Here is a 16,412-nt window from a genome sequence, read left to right as displayed (position 1 = left end):
GTACGGCGTGGGCTTGACCGTGTGTTAGCGCGGCGGCTGGCGGCGGAAAATCAAAGAGCGTTGCAATAGATCAAGACAAGAGCATGGGAAAGTTGGAGTCGAAGCACACAGTCGTCATTGGACCGCGCACTCGGGCGGTCATCGCGAGTCTCGGGGTCGCCGCGGCCGTCACGGCAGGTCTCGCAGGATGTACGTCGACGCCGCGCACGCCTGCGCCGATCGTCGACAATTCGATTGCGCCGCCGCCTGTCATCGTGAGTGCGCCGGTGAGCACGGCGCCGGTTGCAGCCGCGCCGGCTGCGACGGCGCTCGCGCCCGTCGACGCGGGCTTCTACCGCGTGAAGCCGGGCGATACGCTCTACGGCATCTCGCGCCAGTACAAGCAAAAGCCGGCCGATCTGGCCGCATGGAACAGTCTTCCCGAGAGCAAACAGGTCAACGTCGGGCAGGTGCTGCGCGTCGTGCCGCCGGGTGCGTCCGCGTCGGCTGCGGCGTCGGTATCGTCAGGAAAGAATCTACCTCCGCTGCTGCCGACGCCCGGCAAGCCGGCGGCCGAGAAGCCCGCCGAAAAATCCGCCGAGAAGGCTACCGAGAAGCCCGCCGCCAGAAGCAGCGAAGCGCCGGCGAGCACGGCGTCGGCGGGAAAAGGCACGTTCGCATGGCCGGCAAAGGGCGAAATCGTGCGCGGCTTCGGCGCGAGCGGCAGCAAGGGCATCGACATCGCGGGGAAGGTCGGCGAGCCCGTGAAAGCGGCCGCGCCGGGCAAAGTGGTGTACGCGGGAAGCGGATTGCGGTCTTACGGGCGCATGATCATCGTCCGGCATAGCAATGACTTTCTGACGGCCTACGCGTACAACGACAAGCTGCTCGTGCGCGAGGGCGATACGGTCAAGCAGGGCGCGACCATCGCCGACATGGGCACCGGCCCGAGCGGATCGCCGGTGTTGCATTTCGAGATCAGGAAGGCGGGCGCCGCCGTCGATCCGGTGCCGCTGCTGGGCGCGGGCAGTTGATGCGAGGGAGCCGTATGAACAGAATGGTGTGCGCCGCGTTGGTCGCGGCCTCGCTGCTTGCGGGTTGCGACCAGCAGCAGAGCGGAGAAGCGATGAACAAGCTCAGCTCGTTTTTCAACTCGGTGAAGCCGGACGCGCTGCTGCTGAAAGACCTCAAACCGGGCGTCACGAACGAGGCGCAGATCCGCAAACAAATGGGCGAGCCGGAAACCGAACGCACCTACACGGACGGCTCCAAGCGCCTGGAATATCCGCGCGGGCCGGCAGGCACGAACACGTACATGGTCGATCTCGATTCCGATGGCCTGCTCGTCTCGGTCACGCAGGTGCTGACCGCCGAGAACATCGCGAAGGTACGGCCGGGCATGACGCAGGACGAAGTGCGCCGTCTGCTCGGCAAACCGACGACGGTGGCCGAATATCGCCTGAAGCAGGAACGCGTGTGGAGTTGGCATTGGCTCGAAGACGGCGTTAATCGCGACGCCATGTTCAATGCGCACTTCGGCCCGGACGGCACCGTGGTGACGACATCGCGTTCGGAGGCGGAGGGCGGCGGGCGGCATTGAACGCGGGAAGGATTCAGGCGGTGAGGCAATGAGCGAAAAATATCTGGGCAAGAGACAGCGCGCATTGATGGACGAGGCGTCGCGGTACCGCGAGCGCGCATCAGCGGATGCGAACGACGACGTTTTCTCGCGCTGGGAATGCATGCGCGGTCATCACTGGGACGACGCACTGGACGCGTCGCAAAACGTGCGCTGCATGAACTGCGCGACGCAGCGGCGCGAGGCGGAAACGAATCGCGCGCGCATGATCGCGCAAGCGCGTGGCGGCGCGCTCTTGCAGTCGGGCGATGCGACAGCGACGTCGTCGCTCACGTGGCAATGCGCATTCGGCCACACCTGGAAAGCGAACGCCGATTCGGCCCAACGACGCTGGTGCGACGAGTGCGCGCGCACGGTCTTCGCGCGATACAGGTGAGCCGCCGCACGCGACAAAAGAAAAAGCCGGCGATTGCCGGCTTTTAACTTGATTGTCGGGGCGGATGGCTATCTACTTCTTCGCCTGCTACTCGCCGGGACGTTGGCAAAGACCTGCGCTCAACGTCTAGCGCCCATTCTTTACCCACGGCTCGGTCGAGTGCCGCCCGTCATTTGTGGTCTCTCCTTGCGCCCTGCAACATCCCCCGTGCGCAAGAAGAGTATCGCGTCTGGCGAATTGTATGAATGTACGTTCGATAACATTTCGTGCCAGATCAACCGGTATAGGGCGCGAGCTCGTGGCGGCGAACGTCGCCGTCTGCGCGCGCCGTGACCGCACGCTTGCGCGCGTGACATGCGGCGTCGAGTCGAGGACAGGGCGAGGCTTTGCATAGTCGACCGTGCGCGGCGTCGCCGATTGTCGACTGGCGAGCGGCGGCGGGAACTGCTTCGCGGGCGGTGAGCTTTACTTGGCCGCGCTTAAGCAGGCGAGTGTGATCGCCAGCGTGACCGAGCGGACCTGATTGCTCGACGAAGAGCATGTGCCGGCGCAGCGTCGTCAACGGTGCGGACGAGCCGTGGCCACGGCGAAACGCGTCGAGTATGAAGCGCACTTCAGCAGCATCAGGTCAATGATCCGCTTACCGGGGTTTCAACTTTGGCAGAGCGTCCCGAAAAGCGGTGACCGGTAGGGCGCGTGCCGTTTGCTGTCGGCAATGTCTTGACGACGTGAGTGCTAGCGATGGAAACCCGGTGCGGACGAACGAAATAGGCGTGCGAGACGTTGAACGCATTGGCGTTCCGAAGCATCGTCGCATTGAAGACTCAAGGCGTGTCAAGGAAGGAGAAGTTCGAGAGACGCAACCGGCACGGGCGCGCACTGAAGCGGCATCGAAGCCCTGAAGTGAGGTTGCACGTGCACGGACGCAGGCAACAAAAAAGCCGCTGTCCTTGCGGAACAGCGGCTTTTTCTTGAAGCTGGTGGCGAATCAGGGACTCGAACCCCGGACCTGCGGATTATGATTCCGTCGCTCTAACCAACTGAGCTAATTCGCCGAAAGAAGCCGAGATTATGGCGGCGCATGAAACGCCTGTCAACCCCTGCCGCGCGTTTTTCGTGACACGGCAGCGGGGCCGATGAAACGCGCGCCATTAATCCTCGTGGTACACGTTCGATTTGCGCGTGTCCTTCACGAACAACATGCCGATCACGAACGTCGCGAGCGCGATCACCACCGGATACCACAGCCCCGAGTAGATATCGCCGCGCGCCGCCACGATGGCGAAGGCCGTCGCGGGCAGAAAGCCACCGAACCAGCCGTTGCCGATGTGATACGGCAGCGACATCGACGTATAGCGAATCCGCGCCGGGAACATCTCGACGAGCATCGCCGCGATCGGGCCGTAGACCATCGTCACGAAGATCACGAGGATGGTCAGGATCACGATCGCCATCGGCCAGTTGATGAGCGCCGGGTCGGCCTTCGCCGGATAGCCCGCGCTCTTCAACGTGCCGGCGAGCGTCTTGTCGAACGCCGCGCCTTGCGCCTTAGCGTCGGTGGCCTTGCCGTCGTACGTGTTCACCACCGTCTCGCCGACCTTGATCTGCGCCAGCGTGCCGGCGGGCGCGGCAACATTCTCATAATTGAGGCCGGCCTTCGACAGCGCGCTCTTCGCGATATCGCACGACGAAGTGAACTTCGACGTACCCACCGGATTGAACTGGAACGAGCACTCGTCCGGATTCGCGATCACGCTGATCGGCGACTTCTGCGTCGCGGCCTCGAGCGTCGGATTCGTGTAGTGTGCGAGCGCCTTGAAGAGCGGGAAGAAGGTCAACGCCGCGATCAGGCAACCCGCCATGATGATCGGCTTGCGCCCGATGCGATCCGAGAGCGAACCGAAGAACACGAAAAACGGCGTGCCGATCAGAAGCGCCACCGCCACCATGATGTTCGCGCTGGTGCCGTCGACCTTCAGCGTCTGCGTGAGGAAAAAGAGTGAGTAGAACTGGCCCGTGTACCACACGACCGCCTGGCCCGCCGTCAGCCCGAAGAGCGCGAGCAACACGATCTTCAGGTTTTTCCACTGGCCGAACGCTTCCGTGAGCGGCGCCTTCGACGTCTTGCCCTCGGACTTGATCCGCTCGAACACCGGCGATTCGTGCAGCTTCATGCGAATCCAGACCGACACTGCGAGCAGCAGGATCGACACGAGGAAGGGCACGCGCCACGCCCACGCGCCGAACTGCTCTTCGCCGGTCGCCGTGCGCACGGCCAGAATCACGATCAACGAGATGAAGAGACCGAGCGTCGCGGTCGTCTGAATCCACGCGGTCCACGCGCCGCGCTTGTTGGCGGGCGCGTGTTCGGCCACGTAGGTCGCGGCGCCGCCGTATTCGCCGCCGAGCGCGAGACCCTGCAAGAGACGCATCGCGATGAAGATGATCGGCGCGGCGATGCCGATGGTCGCGTAGCCGGGCAAAAAGCCGATCAGGAACGTCGAGAGACCCATGATGACGATGGTCACGAGAAACGTGTACTTGCGCCCGACCATGTCGCCGAGCCGCCCGAACACGATCGCGCCGAACGGACGCACCGCGAAACCCGCCGCGAAGCCGAGCAGGGTGAAGATGAAGCCCGCTGTCGGATTGACGCCCGAGAAGAACGTCTTGCTGATGTAGATGGCGAGCGAGCCCGCGAGATAAAAGTCGTACCACTCGAACACGGTGCCGAGCGACGAGGCGAAGATGACCTTCCGCTCCTCGTTCGTCATCGGCGCGTGGGAAATGCGCCCTTCGACCGTTGCCATGAATCGTCTCCTTAGGTTTTCCGTCTGATTCCCGATTCCGTCGGGCCGCGAGCGCGGCGCCGGTGCAAGGATTATTGGAACGAAAACTTACGGCGTTCTGACTCGGGCAATTCGGGCTCTTGGTGTGCGCGGACCGACGAAGTTCGGCTAACTTGTCAACATCCGGCTGAGATCGGCGAACAAACTGCGCGAACCGCGCTGATTCATCGGCGCGCTCTCGAGTAAGCGATCAGGGTTTGTCCCGGGCAGGATAAACCCGCTGCAAGCTGACGCGGACCAGCGTCCCGGCGAGTCTCGGCGCGTCCTGAAAGACGTGATCCTCGATGGCGAGCGTGCCGCCGTGAATCGTCGCGATCTCCTTGACGATGGCAAGGCCAAGGCCGCTTCCGTCGCCTTCGCGGCCGAGAATTCGATAGAACCGCTCCACGACGCGCTCCCGTTCAGCCGGCGGAATGCCGAGGCCCGTGTCTTCCACTTCGAGATGCACGAGATCGAGATTCGTTGCGTCGGCCCGCACGCGAACGGTGATGCGCCCGCCGGCCGGCGTGTAGCGGATGGCGTTATCGATCAGATTCGAAAGCATCTCGCGCAGCATCACCGCATTGCCTTCCACTTCGACCGGAAACGGCGGCTCCTCGTAGCCGATGTCCATGCGCTTCGCAAGCGCCGCCTGCACCCAGTCGCGCACGGCGAGGCGCGCGAGATCCGTCAGTTCGACGTGCGAGAAGATCTGCCCGTTCGCGCGATTTTCGGCGCGAGCGAGCGCGAGCAGTTGCGTGACGAGCCGCGCCGCGTGCTCGGAACTCGTCGCGATTTGTTCGAGCGAACGCTGCACTTCGTTCGATACGTCCTGCCGAAGCGCCAGTTCCGCCTGCATGCGCAGGCCGGCGAGCGGCGTTTTCATCTGATGCGCGGCATCGGCGATAAAGCGCTTCTGGAACTCCATGTTCTGTTCGAGCCGCGTGAGCAGATCGTTGAACGAGGCGACGAGCGGCGCGATTTCGGGCGGCGCGCGGCCGGCTTCGAGGGGCGAGAGGTCGTCGGGGCGGCGGGCGCGGATATTCGATTGCAGCGCATGCAGCGGCGCGAGCCCGCGCGACAGCCCGAACCAGACGAGCACGATGGCGAGCGGCAGAATCACGAACTGCGGCAGGATCACGCCCTTGATGATGTCGTTGGCGAGCTGGCTGCGCTTGTCGAGCGTTTCGGCCACCTGCACGAGCACCGGCTGCGCGTTCCCGGCGTCGAGTCCGGGAAGGTCCACTGTCGTGTAGGCGACGCGAATGTCGTTGCCGCGCAGCACGTCGTCCCGGAACTCGACGATGCCAGGCTGCGGCCGGTCGTCTTCGTGCGGCAAGGGCATGTCGCGGTCGCCGCCGACCAGTTCGCCGCGCGTGCCGAGCACCTGAAAGAATACGCTGTCGACGTTGTCGGCGCGCAGGAAATCGCGCGTCGCATCGGGCAGGCGCAGTTCCGCGACGCCGTTGACCGGCTGAATCTGGCGCGCGATGACGTAGGCGTCGGCTTCGAGCGCGCGGTCGAACGGCCCGTTCGCGATGGATTTCGCGACGAGATAGGTCACGGCGATGCTCATCGGCCAGAGCAGCAGAAGCGGCGCGAGCATCCAGTCGAGAATCTCGCCGAAGAGCGAGCGCGGATGTGTCCCGCCGTCCGGTTCCAATTCGTCGGGCGGCGCAAACGGGTTGGCATAGCGCGCGTCGCGCAGCGTGTCCGAATCGGCGGTGGCCGCGGTGGCGGGATGAGGCGTGCGCGCCGGCTCGTCTGCGCGTTCGCTGGAAACCGGCGAGGCCATGCGCGGCCCGGCTTAGTGATGGCTCGGCGGCATCGGCGCGCTTGCCGACGCGCCGTTCGACGCTTTTTCGAGCGTGTACCCAAGCCCGCGCACGGTGATGATGCGCGCGCCGCTCGGCTCGATCTTCTTGCGCAGCCGGTGGACGTAGACCTCGATCGCGTTGTTACTGACTTCTTCGCCCCACTCGCACAGGTGATTGACGAGCTGTTCCTTCGACACCAGCCGCCCGATGCGCTGGAGCAGCACTTCGAGCACGCCGAGCTCGCGCGCCGACAAGTCGATCACCTGATCGCCAATATGCGCGATGCGTCCCACCTGATCGAAGGAGAGCGCCCCGTGCCGTACGACTGTCGGCCCGCCGCCCGCGCCGCGCCGCGTGAGCGCCCGCACGCGCGCTTCGAGTTCGTTCAGCGCGAAGGGCTTGGCCATGTAATCGTCGGCGCCGAGATCGAGGCCCTTCACGCGCTCGTCGACGCTGTCGGCGGCGGTGAGGATCAGCACGGGCATCTGCGAATTGCGCGCGCGCAGCCTGCGCAGCACTTCGAGACCGGGCATGAGCGGCAGGCCGAGATCGAGAATCAGCAGGTCGAACGGCTGGAGCGTCAGCGCGGTGTCCGCCTCGACGCCATGCTTCACATGGTCGACGGCGTATCCCGATTGGCGGAGTGATCGGACGAGGCCGTCCGCGAGTATGCTGTCGTCTTCGGCAATGAGGATTCGCATCGTATGTGCGCCAGATGCGCGGTAGCGCAGCATTGCCGGCACCGCATTTCGCCCGGCGCGGCGGTCTCCAGGGTGTTGTGCGGTTTTGCGCGGTTCGGGCGACGTGGAAAATGCCACGCCGCCGCAATCGGGCTTGCAAAAACTACTGTTTTTTTATACAGTGTCTGAATCTGTGCGAAAAGCGGGCAAGAGTATGCGAATGCCGCATTCGAGCCCGCGCGCACAAGCCTCAGACGCCGTTCATCATAGCAAAGGACGATTCATGGAAGAAAGCAAGAAAGGCCCGGCTGGCATGACTGCGGAAAAGAGCAAGGCCCTGGCCGCTGCGCTCTCGCAGATCGAAAAGCAATTCGGCAAAGGGTCGATCATGCGGCTCGGCGCGGGTGAGGCGGTTGAGGACATTCAAGTCGTGTCCACCGGCTCGCTCGGATTGGACATCGCGCTCGGCGTGGGCGGCTTGCCGCGCGGCCGCGTCGTTGAAATCTACGGTCCGGAATCGTCGGGCAAGACCACGCTCACGCTGCAGGTGATCGCCGAGATGCAGAAGATCGGCGGCACGGCGGCGTTCATCGACGCGGAACACGCGCTCGACGTGCAATACGCGCAAAAGCTCGGCGTGAACGTGCAGGAACTGCTGATCTCGCAGCCGGACACGGGCGAGCAGGCGCTGGAAATCGCCGACGCGCTGGTGCGCTCGGGTTCCATCGACATGATCGTGATCGACTCCGTCGCGGCGCTCGTGCCGAAGGCGGAAATCGAAGGCGAAATGGGCGACTCGCTGCCGGGTCTTCAAGCCCGTCTGATGTCGCAGGCGCTGCGCAAGCTCACCGGCACCATCAAGCGCACGAACTGTCTCGTCATCTTCATTAACCAGATCCGCATGAAGATCGGCGTGATGTTCGGCAACCCGGAAACCACCACCGGCGGTAACGCGCTGAAGTTCTACTCGTCGGTGCGTCTGGACATTCGCCGTATCGGGTCCATCAAGAAGAACGACGAAGTCATCGGCAACGAAACGCGCGTGAAGGTCGTGAAGAACAAGGTGTCGCCGCCGTTCCGCGAAGCCATCTTCGACATTCTGTACGGCGAAGGCATTTCACGGCAGGGCGAAATCATCGACCTGGGCGTGCAGGCCAAGCTCGTCGACAAGGCGGGCGCGTGGTACAGCTATAACGGCGATCGCATCGGTCAGGGCAAGGACAACGCGCGGGAGTTCCTGCGCGAAAATCCGGACATTGCACGCGAGATCGAAAATAAGATCCGCGAATCGCTCGGTGTCGCGGCGCTGGCAGATGGTGTCGCTGCGGGCGCGGCAGTAGCGGACGACGAATAAGCGTCGCGCCGCACGGTCGATGTTCAAGCGCCGGTTCGGATTGAAGGCTGGTAACGCCGATGTTCGGCGGGACCGCGCCGGTCGGTCCGACGGCGCGGCCGAATCCGGTGAAGCGGCGGCAAGCGATGCTGCTTCCGAATTTGCTGCGCATAGCGTCGATGCGCACGGCGAGAGCGCCGATCACGCGGATCACGCCGATGGCATCGACCATTACGAGCGCAGCAGCGAACGGCGCGAGGCATCGAGCAAGTCACGCTGGTCCACCCGAAGTACCATGCCACGCGACGGCGCAAAGCGATTTGCGCCGTCGCGCGGTGTTTCTGATACGGCCAAGGAATGGCCGGACCCACGCGAGCGTTCGGCCGCACCCGAAGCACTTGAGAAAGCCGACTCGCCTCGCTCAGATGCGAAATCGCGAAAGACCGCGCGCGCCAAACGCGAACCGGGTCCAGTCGAGCCAGCACGCAACGCCCATCCGGCATTGCCGACGCAACGACTCGACCGCGCTGCTCGTCTTGAACAGGCACGCTCGCTTCTGGCACACGCCGCGACGCAATCCGTCCAAAAGCTCAACGTGCCGCCGAAGCCGCCGGTCGAAGCGCGCATATTGGACGACAGCACAGATCCTTTCTCGAATTCCTTCGAAGACGCCGACCCGTTCGAGCCATTCGAACAATGTGCGCCCGCCGCGGCGCCAGAGCCACAACCAGACTCGGCGTACAGCCGTTCGACCGAACGACCGCGCAAGGCACCGGACGCGAAGAATTCAAAACGGCCTCAACGCTCGCTGAAGGGCCGCGCATTGGCTTACCTTTCGCGTCGCGAACACAGTCGCGCCGAACTGTCGCGCAAGCTGCGTCCGTACGTGCAGGAAGCCGATTCTCTCGAAGGCACGCTGGACAGCCTGGAGCGCGACGGCTGGCTCTCCAACGAGCGCTTCGTGGAAAGCGTCGTCCATCGGCGGGCGGCGCGCATGGGCGGCAGCCGGATCATTAATGAATTGAAGCGGCACGCGGTGGGAGAGGCGCTCATCGGCGAGACGGCGGACAAGCTCGCGCAAACCGAAACCGCACGCGCTTACGCGGTCTGGGAGAGGAAGTACGGCGTTGTGCCGGAGACGCCAGCGGAGCGCGCGAAACAGGCGCGCTTTCTGGCGGCGCGCGGTTTCTCGGCGAGCACCATCGGAAAAATTCTGAAGGGCGGCGAAGAAGACTGGATCGACGAACCAAGCGACGAGTGACGTACCTTGCGCCCCACGCGGCAGGCCATGCGCCGGCATCCGCCAATCATCAGGCGCATGCACGGCCCGAAATACTCGCTATGCTAAAATTCAACGGTTTCCCCGTTCCGGCTTCAGCCCCATGCCTCTTTCTCCGCCCGTTTCCCGACAGTTGCGCCATCGTCGCGCGATTCGGCTGGAAGCGTTCGAGCGGGAAGACGGCCTGTGGGACATCGAAGCCTGTCTAACCGATGACAAGCCCCGCGACTTTCCGCTCGCGGCGGGCGTCCGGCCGCAAGGCCTGCCGATCCATGAACTCTGGCTGCGCATCACCATCGACCGCAAGCTCACCATCGTCGACGCCGAGGCTTCGTCGGAGTGGGCGCCGTATGCGGCGTTGTGCGCCGAGTCGAATTCCGCGTATCGGGCGCTCATCGGGCTCAATCTGCTCAAGAATTTTCGTCGCGAAGCCGGCGCGCGCCTGCGCGGAACGGCGGGCTGCACGCATCTCACCGAGTTGTGCGCCGTGTTGCCGACCGCCGCTATCCAGGCATTCTCCGGCGAAGTGTGGTCTATCGAGAGCGGCAGTCCTTTCGCGCAAACCGGAACGGAGTCGACTTCCGTCCAGCCGCCGTTTCAACTCGGCCGCTGCCACGCGCTGCGCTTCGATGGCCCCGCCGTTCGCGAATACTATCCGCGCTGGTTCGGTCATGAGCCATCGCCGGCGCAAGACCGTGGCCAAGCGGAACGCGAAAAGCCGGACACCTGACACGCTCGCGTTCCCGACGCGGAACGCTTCGGTCAACCGGACAAGCATCAAACAATCAGCGGTTCAAGCAATTCGAATCAGAAGTTCACTCCAACTCTCAGACTGAAGGAATCACGCATGAAGATTCACGAGTACCAGGGTAAGGAAATCCTGCGGAAATTCGGCGTCGCGGTCCCGCGCGGCAAACCCGTGTTCTCGGTGGATGATGCGGTCAAGGCCGCGGAAGAGCTGGGCGGCCCGGTCTGGGTCGTCAAAGCGCAGATTCACGCGGGCGGCCGCGGTAAGGGCGGCGGCGTGAAGGTCGCGAAGTCGATCGAGCAGGTCCGCGAATACGCGAACCAGATCCTCGGCATGCAGCTCGTCACGCACCAGACCGGTCCGGAAGGCCAGAAGGTGAACCGCCTCCTGATCGAAGAAGGCGCGGACATCAAGAAGGAACTGTACGTGGGCCTCGTGCTCGACCGTGTTTCGCAGAAGATCGTCGTCATGGCGTCGAGCGAAGGCGGCATGGACATCGAAGAAGTCGCGGAAAAGACGCCGGAACTGCTGCACAAGTTCGCCGTCGAGCCGTCGACCGGTCTGCAAGACAAGGACGCGGACGACCTCGCGCGCAAGATCGGCATCCCGGACGCATCGATCCCGCAAGCGCGCGCCATCCTGCAAGGCCTCTACAAGGCGTTCTACGAAACCGACGCATCGCTCGCGGAAATCAACCCGCTGATCGTGACCGGCGACGGCAAGGTGATCGCGCTCGACGCCAAGTTCAACTTCGACGCCAACGCGCTCTTCCGTCATCCGGAAATCGTCGCGTATCGCGACCTGGACGAAGAAGATCCGGCTGAAGTCGAAGCGTCGAAGTTCGACCTCGCGTACATCTCGCTCGACGGCAACATCGGCTGTCTCGTGAACGGCGCGGGCCTGGCCATGGCGACGATGGACACCATCAAGCTGTTCGGCGGCGAGCCGGCGAACTTCCTCGACGTCGGCGGCGGCGCGACGACCGAGAAGGTCACCGAAGCCTTCAAGCTGATGCTGAAGAACCCGAATCTGAAGGCGATCCTCGTCAACATCTTCGGCGGCATCATGCGTTGCGACGTGATCGCGGAAGGCGTGATCGCGGCGTCGAAGGCCGTGGACCTGAAGGTGCCGCTCGTCGTGCGCATGAAGGGCACGAACGAAGACCTCGGCAAGAAAATGCTGGCGGAATCCGGTTTGCCGATCATTTCGGCCGACAGCATGGAAGAAGCCGCGCAGAAGGTCGTCGCGGCTGCCGAAGGCAAGTAAGCGCGTTTCGCTTGCTGCCTCAAGAGAGCGTTCCACCAGATACGAATGGCGGCGCCAGCACTGGCTTGGGCGACGCCAAACGAACAGAGGTCACTACATGTCGATTCTGATCAACAAAGACACGAAGGTCATCACGCAGGGCATCACCGGCAAGACCGGCCAGTTCCACACGCGCGCATGCCGCGAATACGCGAACGGCCGCGAAGCATACGTCGCGGGCGTGAATCCGAAGAAGGCCGGCGAAGACTTCGAAGGCATTCCCATCTACGCGTCCGTCAAGGAAGCGAAGGCTGAAACCGGCGCAACGGTTTCAGTCATCTACGTGCCGCCCGCTGGCGCTGCCGCTGCCATCTGGGAAGCCGTCGAGGCCGATCTTGATCTCGCTATCTGCATCACGGAAGGCATTCCGGTTCGCGACATGCTCGAAATCAAGGACCGCATGCGCCGCGAAAACCGCAAGACGCTGCTGCTCGGACCGAACTGCCCCGGCACGATCACGCCGGACGAGCTGAAGATCGGCATCATGCCGGGTCACATCCACAAGAAAGGCCGCATTGGTGTCGTGTCGCGTTCGGGCACGCTGACGTACGAAGCGGTCGGCCAGTTGACGGCGCTCGGCCTCGGCCAGTCGTCGGCGGTCGGCATCGGCGGCGATCCGATCAACGGTCTGAAGCACATCGACGTCATGAAGATGTTCAACGACGATCCGGAAACGGACGCCGTCATCATGATCGGCGAGATCGGCGGTCCGGACGAAGCGAACGCCGCTTACTGGATCAAGGACAACATGAAGAAGCCGGTCGTCGGCTTCATCGCGGGCGTGACGGCGCCTCCGGGCAAGCGCATGGGCCACGCCGGCGCACTGATCTCGGGCGGCGCGGACACGGCTGACGCGAAGCTCGAAATCATGGACGCGTGCGGCATCAAGGTCACGAAGAACCCGTCCGAAATGGGCCGCCTGCTGAAGTCGGTGATCTAAGGAAGCAGGCACGAAAGGCGAGGGTTTGGTACTCTTACTGAATCCTTTCGTTCAGACCGAGAAGAGCGAGGGAGCGCTGGCTTCCTCGCTCTTTTTGTTTTCGGTCGCAGCTATTCTTTTCATGCTCGAATTCTTCGCGACGCTCCATTGGGGCGCGGTCCTCCAGATCATCGTCATCGACATTCTGCTCGGCGGCGACAACGCCGTCGTGATCGCGCTCGCTTGCCGCGATCTGCCCGCCGCGCAGCGCACGCGCGGCATCGTGCTCGGCACGCTCGGCGCCATTGTTTTGCGCGTCGTGCTCATCGCGTTCGCCGTCTTCCTGCTCGACATACCGTTTCTCAAGTTCCTGGGCGGCCTGCTGCTGCTCTGGATCGGCGCGAAGCTGCTGCAGCCCGACCACGACGCGCCCGACATCGGCTCGTCGGACAAGCTCTGGGCGGCGGTCAAGACGATCATCGTTGCCGACGCGGTGATGAGCCTCGACAACGTGATCGCGATTGCGGGCGCCGCAGAGACCGCCGATCCGCAGCATCGCTTCGTGCTCGTCGTTTTCGGGCTCGTGGTAAGCATTCCGCTGATCGTGTGGGGCAGCACGCTTGTGCTGAAGCTGCTCGACCGCTTCCCCATCGTCGTGGTGCTGGGCGCGGGGCTGCTAGGCTGGATCGCGGGCGGCCTCATCATCGACGATCCGTTCATCGACCGCTGGCCCGCGCTCAACACCGAAGCGGCGGGGTATGCCGCGCGCCTCGCCGGCGCGGCCGTCGTGATTGCGGCGGGCTGGCTGATGAAGCGTCGCGCGCTCGCGAGCGCCGGTTGATCGCACGCCTGCCGGGGCGTTAGCCGAATGGCCGACTGCCGCGGCATCTGATCCCTCCCTACCATCGAAGCGTCCGGTTCGCATGTCGCGGCCGGACGCTTCGTGTCTTTCAGGGAGTGGCAATGACGAGCATGGCTTTGGTGGTTAAGGCGTCGCGCGAAGGCGACGGCTTCGGTGCATGGTTGAAACGCGCGCAGGCGGGCGCGCGAGGATTTACGTTGATCGAGTTGATGATTGTGCTGGCGATCGTCGGCGTGGTCGCGGCGTACGCAATTCCCGCGTATCAGGACTATCTGTCCCGCAGCCGCGTGGGCGAGGGCATGTCGCTCGCGGCATCGGCCCGGCTTGCGGTCGCCGAGAACGCGGCGAGCGGCGCGGACCTGGCGAGCGCTTACGCGTCGCCGCCCGGTACGCGCAACATCGAGTCGATTCATGTCGACAGCGACAGCGGGCAGATTACGATCGCCTACACGACGCGCGTCGCCCCGGCCGGATCGAACACGCTCGTGCTCGTGCCTTCCGCGCCCGACAACGCCGATACGCCCACCGCGCGCGTCGCGCTGACACGCGGCTCGGTGCAGGCGGGCACGATCACATGGGAGTGCTTCGCGGCGGGCAAGGCCGCGTCGTCGTTGCCGGCGCCGGGCGCGGGGCCGTCGCCCACGCAAGCCGCGACGCTGCCGGGCAATCTCGCACCGCCGGAGTGCCGCGCTTGAACGGTGCGTGCTAACGAAGGACATGAGCGGCGCGCTGGAACGGGGGATTTCGTGGCATTTGCCGGCGCGCGGCGCACAGCGGACGCAAAGTTTTGTATAGTGCGCCGGTTCCCGACGTTCCCAGCCCCTCATGCCTTCTCAATACGCGCGCTATCTCTGCTTCACCGTTCTGTGCCTGGCGTTGACGATTCCGTTCGGTGTCGTCAACCACACGTATCCGATTCCGACGTTCTATGCCGAGTACAGCGCGCTCGCCCTGTATCTCGCGCTCGGAGCAACGGTGGCGCTGCTCGTTCGCGTGTCCGAGCCGCGCGTGCCGTTCGCCTCACCGGTGGTCGCGCTGATGCCGCTCGCGTTCGGCATCGTGCTCGTCGCGCAGACGGTGCTGCTGCCGGTCGCGCAGCCATCGATGAACTGGCTCGGCGGCGCGTATCTGCTCGCGTCGTTCGTGGCCGTGCACACGGGCTTCGGGCTGGTGCGAGCGGGGCTTTCGGAGAAGGCGTTGCGTGTCGGCGCGGCGGCGTTGCTCGCGGGCGGCCTCTTTGCGGTGTTCTGCCAGACCGCGCAACTGTTCCATATGGAGGCGAGATTCGCGCCGTTCGTCGTGGCGTACAACGTTGCAATCGAGCGGCGCGTCTTCGGGAACATGGCGCAGGCGAATCACCTTGCCACGGTCATCGCGTTCGCGCTGGCAGGCGCGATGTATTTCGTGCAGACGCGCCGGATGCCCGTGGTGGTGTGGCTCGTCGTGTCGGCGGTGCTGTCGTTCGGCCTCGCGCTCACGGTGTCGCGCGGGCCGTGGCTGCAAACGGGGGTGATCGTCGTCGCCGGATTCTGGATGGCGTTCATCCGCCGTCGCCCCGGTGCGGCCGACGACTTCGACACTCCGACAGCGCGCAACGGGCGCGATATGCGCGCGTGGATCATGCCGGTCGTGCTTGCGGTGGTCTTCGTGGCGGTGAACGCAGCCGTGCGTTGGGCGAACGTGCGCTATCAGCTCGATCTGGCGCAATCGGCCGCGGAGCGCATGCAGGATGCGAATCAGATCGCGCCGCGTCTTGCGCTGTGGAAGTACGGCTGGACGATGTTCAAGACGCATCCGGTGCTCGGCGTCGGCTGGGGCGAGTTTCCGCGCTACCAGTTCGACATGGTGCGCGAGCTTGGCGGCGTGGAGATCGCGAACAACGCGCACGACATTTTCATCGATCTGCTGGCGAAAACGGGGTTGATCGGCGTCGCGGTGCTGGTGCTGGGCATCGTCTTGTGGCTGATTCGCGTGCTGCGTGCGCCGCATACGCCCGCGCGCGTCTTTGCGCTCTCGCTGCTCGGCGTCTTGATGATGCACGCGCTCGTCGAATATCCGCAGCAGTACATGTTCTTTCTGATGCCCGCGATGCTCGTGATCGGCCTTCTCGAGACGCGACCGTTGCGGCTCGTGGCGCGCCCGCTGTCGTATGGCATGTACGTCTTTCTGGTCGCGGGCGGTCTCGTCGCGCTCTATCCGACGATGCGCGATTACAACCGGGCGGAAGTGCTGTACTACGGCTCGCGGCCGGCGGAGCAGTATCGCGACGATCCGTCTTTTCTGTTCGGCGCGTGGGGCGAGTATGGCGCGGCGACGCTACTGCCGATGAACGCGCAGGATATCGAAGCGAAGCTGGCGGCGCATCGGCAGGCCATCGCGTTGCTGCCGGGCGAGACGGTTCTGCGCCGCTACGCAGTGCTGCAGGCGCTTGCCGGTCAGCGCAGCGAGGCGCTGGATACCGTGGCGCGCCTCAAGATTTTCGCGACACAGTTGCATGACTGGCCGACGCAGCTTGCGGCGGTGTACCGGAACATCGACGAAATCGGTGCGCCGTTGGCCGGCTTCAGGGCTGATCTCGTAAAGCGGTACGGGTTGCCGGCGGGAACGGATGCTAGCGCGGAGGATGACGCCGACGAGTAAGCATCGG

General features: G+C 64.2%; 14 protein-coding genes and 1 tRNA gene. 11 read left to right on the top strand and 4 right to left on the bottom strand.

Annotated features, from left to right (window positions below; translation table 11 throughout):
* The first annotated feature begins 83 nt into the window (after window positions 1–83).
* The 3 genes from P9239_RS15660 to P9239_RS15650 are packed head-to-tail and all read left to right on the top strand — an operon-like array spanning window position 84 to window position 1,994.
* Window positions 84–1,013 (top strand): peptidoglycan DD-metalloendopeptidase family protein, encoded by a 930-nt coding sequence (locus tag P9239_RS15660; protein WP_309752423.1) that lies wholly within the window; start codon window positions 84–86, stop codon window positions 1,011–1,013.
* Window positions 1,014–1,027: 14 nt separating this feature from the next.
* Window positions 1,028–1,579, top strand: coding sequence for an outer membrane protein assembly factor BamE (gene bamE, locus P9239_RS15655; RefSeq protein ID WP_309752420.1), 552 nt, complete (start codon window positions 1,028–1,030; stop codon window positions 1,577–1,579).
* Between the two features lie 28 nt (window positions 1,580–1,607).
* Window positions 1,608–1,994: a hypothetical protein gene (locus P9239_RS15650; RefSeq protein ID WP_309752419.1), complete on the top strand. Its 387-nt coding sequence runs from the start codon at window positions 1,608–1,610 to the stop codon at window positions 1,992–1,994.
* Window positions 1,995–2,972: 978 nt separating this feature from the next.
* Here P9239_RS15650 and P9239_RS15645 read toward each other — a convergent pair.
* The 4 genes from P9239_RS15645 to P9239_RS15630 form a co-directional block, all read right to left on the bottom strand.
* Window positions 2,973–3,049, bottom strand: a tRNA-Met gene (locus tag P9239_RS15645).
* A 96-nt stretch (window positions 3,050–3,145) separates the two neighbouring features.
* A complete protein-coding gene (locus P9239_RS15640) occupies window positions 3,146–4,804 on the bottom strand; it encodes an MFS transporter (RefSeq protein ID WP_309752417.1) in 1,659 nt (552 codons plus the stop codon).
* 229 nt (window positions 4,805–5,033) lie between these two features.
* Window positions 5,034–6,617 (bottom strand): sensor histidine kinase N-terminal domain-containing protein, encoded by a 1,584-nt coding sequence (locus tag P9239_RS15635; RefSeq protein WP_309752415.1) that lies wholly within the window; start codon window positions 6,615–6,617, stop codon window positions 5,034–5,036.
* Between the two features lie 12 nt (window positions 6,618–6,629).
* Window positions 6,630–7,340: a response regulator transcription factor gene (locus tag P9239_RS15630; protein ID WP_309752413.1), complete on the bottom strand. Its 711-nt coding sequence runs from the start codon at window positions 7,338–7,340 to the stop codon at window positions 6,630–6,632.
* Between the two features lie 262 nt (window positions 7,341–7,602).
* Here P9239_RS15630 and recA point away from each other — a divergent pair, with 262 nt between their 5' ends.
* The 8 genes from recA to P9239_RS15590 all read left to right on the top strand — a co-directional run bounded on the left by recA (window position 7,603) and on the right by P9239_RS15590 (window position 16,405).
* On the top strand, window positions 7,603–8,673 hold the full coding sequence (recA, locus tag P9239_RS15625) for a recombinase RecA (protein ID WP_175939548.1): 1,071 nt from the start codon (window positions 7,603–7,605) through the stop codon (window positions 8,671–8,673).
* Between the two features lie 19 nt (window positions 8,674–8,692).
* Window positions 8,693–9,913 (top strand): recombination regulator RecX, encoded by a 1,221-nt coding sequence (gene recX / locus P9239_RS15620; RefSeq protein WP_404989714.1) that lies wholly within the window; start codon window positions 8,693–8,695, stop codon window positions 9,911–9,913.
* A 121-nt stretch (window positions 9,914–10,034) separates the two neighbouring features.
* Window positions 10,035–10,661 (top strand): DUF2889 domain-containing protein, encoded by a 627-nt coding sequence (locus tag P9239_RS15615; RefSeq protein WP_309752410.1) that lies wholly within the window; start codon window positions 10,035–10,037, stop codon window positions 10,659–10,661.
* 117 nt (window positions 10,662–10,778) lie between these two features.
* On the top strand, window positions 10,779–11,945 hold the full coding sequence (sucC, locus tag P9239_RS15610) for an ADP-forming succinate--CoA ligase subunit beta (RefSeq protein WP_404980000.1): 1,167 nt from the start codon (window positions 10,779–10,781) through the stop codon (window positions 11,943–11,945).
* 97 nt (window positions 11,946–12,042) lie between these two features.
* Complete coding sequence (gene sucD / locus P9239_RS15605) at window positions 12,043–12,924, top strand: succinate--CoA ligase subunit alpha (protein ID WP_175939552.1); 882 nt, start codon at window positions 12,043–12,045, stop codon at window positions 12,922–12,924.
* A gap of 121 nt (window positions 12,925–13,045) precedes the next feature.
* The gene (locus P9239_RS15600; protein ID WP_309752407.1) at window positions 13,046–13,744 is read left to right on the top strand and encodes a TerC family protein; all 699 of its coding nucleotides are present in this window, start codon (window positions 13,046–13,048) and stop codon (window positions 13,742–13,744) included.
* 122 nt (window positions 13,745–13,866) lie between these two features.
* Window positions 13,867–14,460 (top strand): pilin, encoded by a 594-nt coding sequence (locus P9239_RS15595; protein ID WP_309752405.1) that lies wholly within the window; start codon window positions 13,867–13,869, stop codon window positions 14,458–14,460.
* A 130-nt stretch (window positions 14,461–14,590) separates the two neighbouring features.
* Window positions 14,591–16,405 (top strand): Wzy polymerase domain-containing protein, encoded by a 1,815-nt coding sequence (locus P9239_RS15590; protein WP_309752403.1) that lies wholly within the window; start codon window positions 14,591–14,593, stop codon window positions 16,403–16,405.
* Window positions 16,406–16,412: the final 7 nt, after the last annotated feature.

The sequence above is a fragment of the Caballeronia sp. LZ062 genome (assembly GCF_031450785.1).
Lineage (GTDB): Bacteria > Pseudomonadota > Gammaproteobacteria > Burkholderiales > Burkholderiaceae > Caballeronia.
The sequence above is the reverse complement of the archived record's forward strand: the minus strand, read 5'-3'. Positions and strand labels throughout refer to the sequence as shown.